Raw genomic sequence first — 4,271 nt, forward strand, 5'->3', positions numbered from 1 at the left:
TGACCCACCCACCGGTGACGTCGCCGGTGTCCGGGGCGGACCGGGCCACCGACGCCGCCTGCGGTGGCGGGGGGCCGCGCGAATACGCTCACCCGGACCGGGTGGGTCTCCCGGCGTTGCCGGACCGCGACCGTGCCCGGGTTTCGACGGGTACCTCGACCTCGTGAGGAGTGGTGCGGATGGCCACGCAGTTACCGGTGCCGATCGAGTTCCGGCTTCCGGAGGGATGGCGCTCGGCGCCGCCGGACGAGGTCGGCGCGCCGGGGGTGGCGTTCGTGGCGCTGCACCCGTACTCCGGCGACGGGTTCACCGCGAACATCACCATCTCCGGACGGCTGCGTGCCGACGGCGAGGACCTGGACGCCACCGGCGACGAGTCGGTGGAGCGCATCCGGCAGCAGGCCGCGGGACCGGTGACCCTGCGCGACCGGACGAGGATCGGCTCGGCGGAGTCGCCCGGGCTCACCCAGATGCTGGACTTCGCCACCCTGGTCGACGACCGGCCGCTGGCGTTGACCCAGTGCCAGGTGTACCTGTCCATGGAGGACGTCTCCGAACCCGTCACGAGGGCGTTGATCGAGGTCGTGCTCACCTGCGCACGGGATCAGCTCGACGGTGTGCTCGGTGAGTTCCGGCAGTTCCTCACGACCCTGACGGTGAGCCGGGACGGGTGAGCCGGGGAGGCCGACCGGTGGCCGACCTCCCCGGCGGTGGCTCGCCACCGGTCGGCGGGACGGTCAGGGGCGCGTGACGCGGTCGAACCCGGCCACCTCGCCCGGGTCGCGCGGTGCGGGCCCGACGTAGCTCGCCGACGGGCGGACCAGCCTGCCGGTGCGCTTCTGCTCCAGGATGTGCGCGGCCCAGCCCGCGGTCCGCGCGGAGGTGAACAGCGCGGGCATCATCGACGTCGGCACGCGGGCGAAGTCGAGGATGACCGCGGCCCAGAACTCGACGTTCGTCTCGATGGCCCGGTCGGGGCGGCGCTCCCGCAGCTCGGCCAGCGCCGCCTGCTCCAGCGCCTCGGCGGCCTCGTACCGTTCGGCGCCCAGTTCCCGACAGGTCCGCCGGAGCACGCGCGCCCGCGGGTCCTCGGCGCGGTACACCCGGTGACCGAAGCCCATCAGGCGCTCGTTGCGGTCGAGGATGCCCTTGACCACGGCGCGGGCGTCGCCGGTGCGTTCGACCTCCTCGATCATCGGCAGGACCCGCGCGGGGGCGCCGCCGTGCAGCGGTCCGGACATCGCACCGATCGCCCCGGACATCGCGGCCGCCACGTCGGCCCCCGTGGAGGCGATGACCCGGGCGGTGAAGGTGGAGGCGTTGAGGCCGTGTTCGGCGGCCGAGACCCAGTAGGCGTCGATCGCCTTGACGTGCGCCGGGTCGGGTTCGCCGCGCCAGCGCGTCATGAACCGTTCGGTGACGGTGCGCGCCGCGTCGACGCGGGACTGCGGGACCGCGGGTTCGCCCGTGCCGCGCGCGGACTGCGCGACCCAGGACAGCGCCATCGCCGAGACGCGGGCGAGCTGCTCCCGGGCCTCGTCGTCGGTGATGTCCAGCAGCGGGGCGCAGCCCCAGTGCTGGGCGAGCGTGGGCAGGGCGGACTGCACGTCCACCCGGACGTCCCCGCTGCGGACCGGGACCGGGAACGGTTCGGCGGGGGCCAGCCCGTTTTCGAAATGTCCGTCGACGAGCAACCCCCAGACGTCGCCGAAGTTCACTTTCCCGGCGAGTTCCTCGATGTCCACGCCCCGGTATCGCAGCGCGCCGCCGTCCCGGTCCGGTTCGGCGATCTCGGTGCGGAAGGCGACCACACCTTCGAGGCCGGGCCGGAAACCGTCGTCGACCTGTGCCCCGTTCGCGGTGGCCTGATCTGTCGTCGATGTCACTGAAGTGGACCTTTCGTCGCGAATCCCCGGTAGGCGGTCACCGCGCGAGGCCCACACACGCGCGCGCCTCGTCGCACGGTGAATGAGACTCTGCACCGATTACCGAGCGGTATCAATCGAAGTCGGCGGTGGTTTCGGTCACGATTCCGAGAACGATTCAGAAAACCGTGCGGGCCGAATCGTGCGGTCGGCCCCGCGGGGAGGCTCCCGTGGTCGGTGGTGCCCGTCACGACGGGCGCGGTTTCGCCCCGCCGCGGGACCATTTACCGTCTTGCGGGAAGGTGGGTCGCGCCGCTGCGCACGGTGTGCGCCCACGGTCGTGCGGGGTAGTGCGGGAGGTCGGTATGACGGAACTGGACAACGCCGGGGAGGCCGCCGTACGGCTGCCCGGGATGCGGGTGACGTACAACGGCACGGGCCTGGACGAGTCCGATCTCGCCGACACCTGGCATCAGCAGCTCCAGCGGTGGCTCGACGAGGCCGTCGCGGCCGAGGACGCGGTCGTGCCCGAGCCGAACGCGATGGTGCTGGCCACGGCCGACAGCGAGGGACTGCCGTCCTCGCGCACGGTGTTGTGCAAGGGGCTGGACGAGCGGGGTGTGGTGTTCTACACGAACTACACCTCGGCCAAGAGCCACGACCTCACGGCGACGCGGTACGCCTCGGCGACCTTCCCCTGGTACGGGCTCCACCGGCAGGTCCACGTGCGCGGCGAGGTGGAGAAGGTCCCCCCCGCCGAGACCGCCGCCTACTGGGCGTCCCGGCCGCGGGGGTCGCAGCTCGGGGCGTGGGCGTCCCCGCAGTCGCGTACGGTGGCCGCGCGGCGGGACCTGGACACCGCGCTCCAGTCGATCGAGCGGCGGTTCGACGGGGTGGAGCAGGTCCCCGTGCCGCCGCACTGGGGCGGATGGCGGATCCGGCCGGAGATGGTCGAGTTCTGGCAGGGCAGGCGGGACCGCATGCACGACCGCCTCCGCTTCGTCCGCACCGAGGACGGCTGGCGCATCCGCCGCGTCGCCCCGTGACGAGCTGGTCACCCTCCGTGTTTCCGTGAAGGGCACCTTCCCTGCGTGTGACGCAGTGAATGTGCCCCTCGCTGCGCTGAGCGCAGGGAAGGTGCCCTTCACGGCACAACCCGGGTGAGTGGGTGCCCGGGTGGATCGTTAGCCACGCTAAGGTTTGCGGGCGTGGGTGCGGAGAGGTCGGTCGCGGGCCGGGAGACGTCGGGGACGGCCCGGGCCGGACGGGTGCGGAAGGTGCTGGACAGCGTGGTCGCCGATCGGCGGCCGTTGCGGATCCCGGCGTTCCGCCGACTGTGGCTGAGCACGCTGGTCACCGCGGTCGGCAGCCAGCTCACCGCGGTCGCGGTCCCGAAGCAGCTCTACGACCTCACCGGCTCCTCGGCCTACGTCGGTCTCGCCGGGCTGTTCGGCCTGGTGCCGCTGCTGGTGTTCGGCCTCTGGGGCGGAGCCGTGGCCGACACCGTCGACCGCCGCACCCTCCTGCTGGTGACCAACACCGGCATCGCCGCGACGGCGTGCCTGCTGTGGGCACAGGCGCTGCTTGACGTCGGGTCGGTGTGGGTGGTGCTCGGCCTGCTCAGCGTCAACCAGGCGTTCTTCGCCGTCAACATGCCCACCCGCAACGCCGTCGTGGCCCGGGTCGTGCCGGAGGACCTGCTGCCCTCCGCGGCGGCCCTGAGCGGCACCGTCACGACGTTCGGCGCCGTGTTCGGACCGATGGCCGCGGGCGCGCTGCTCCCGGTGGTGGGCCTGTCCAGTCTGTATCTTGTCGACACCTTCGCGCTGGCCGCCGTGCTCTGGGCGGTGTGGCGGCTGCCGTCCCTGCCGCCCACCTCGGGCCCGGCCCGCCGCGCCGGGCTGCGCGACGTCGTCGACGGCTTCCGGTACATGGCCGCGCAGAAGGTGCTGCTCGCCTCGTTCGTCGTGGACATCGTGGCGATGGTGGCCGGGATGCCGAGGGCCCTCTTCCCGGAGATGGCCGAGCGCACCTTCGGCGACCCGCCGGGCGGCGGCTTCGCCCTCGGTTGGCTGTTCGCCGCGATCCCGCTCGGTGCCATGCTGATCGGCGGTACCTCCGGGTGGGTCCGCCGGATCCACCGGCACGGCGTCGCGGTCGTCGCCGCGATCGCGGTGTGGGGGCTGGCGGTGGCGGGGTTCGGCCTGACCTCGTCCCTGTGGGCGGCCGTGCTGTTCCTCGTGCTCGCGGGGGCCGCGGACATGGTGAGCTCGATCTTCCGCATGGCGATCCTGCAGACCGCGGCCACCGACGAGATGCGTGGCCGTACCCAGGGCGCGTTCACCGTGGTCGTCGCCGGCGGGCCGCGGCTGGCCGACCTCGTGCACGGCTGGGCCGCCGCGGGGG

At 72.9% G+C, this 4,271-nt stretch carries 4 protein-coding genes; 3 read left to right on the plus strand and 1 reads right to left on the minus strand.

From position 1 onward, the window contains the following. Nucleotides 1-179 precede the first annotated feature (179 nt). Nucleotides 180-674 (plus strand): hypothetical protein, encoded by a 495-nt coding sequence (locus ACTIR_RS0100940; RefSeq protein WP_026452880.1) that lies wholly within the window; start codon nucleotides 180-182, stop codon nucleotides 672-674. 63 nt (nucleotides 675-737) lie between these two features. Here ACTIR_RS0100940 and ACTIR_RS0100945 read toward each other — a convergent pair whose 3' ends face one another. After that, nucleotides 738-1,886 (minus strand): citrate synthase 2, encoded by a 1,149-nt coding sequence (locus ACTIR_RS0100945; RefSeq protein WP_026452881.1) that lies wholly within the window; start codon nucleotides 1,884-1,886, stop codon nucleotides 738-740. Between the two features lie 344 nt (nucleotides 1,887-2,230). Here ACTIR_RS0100945 and pdxH point away from each other — a divergent pair, with 344 nt between their 5' ends. Both pdxH and ACTIR_RS21030 read left to right on the plus strand, forming a co-directional pair. Then, on the plus strand, nucleotides 2,231-2,911 hold the full coding sequence (gene pdxH / locus ACTIR_RS0100950; protein WP_026452882.1) for a pyridoxamine 5'-phosphate oxidase: 681 nt from the start codon (nucleotides 2,231-2,233) through the stop codon (nucleotides 2,909-2,911). Nucleotides 2,912-3,145: 234 nt separating this feature from the next. Next, nucleotides 3,146-4,271, plus strand: a 1,126-nt coding sequence (locus tag ACTIR_RS21030) for an MFS transporter (RefSeq protein WP_411431306.1), incomplete at its 3' end; no start/stop codon positions are given.

Origin of the sequence: Saccharomonospora iraqiensis subsp. iraqiensis (assembly GCF_000430445.1) — a bacterium.
In the GTDB taxonomy this organism is placed as follows: Bacteria; Actinomycetota; Actinomycetes; order Mycobacteriales; family Pseudonocardiaceae; genus Saccharomonospora; species Saccharomonospora iraqiensis.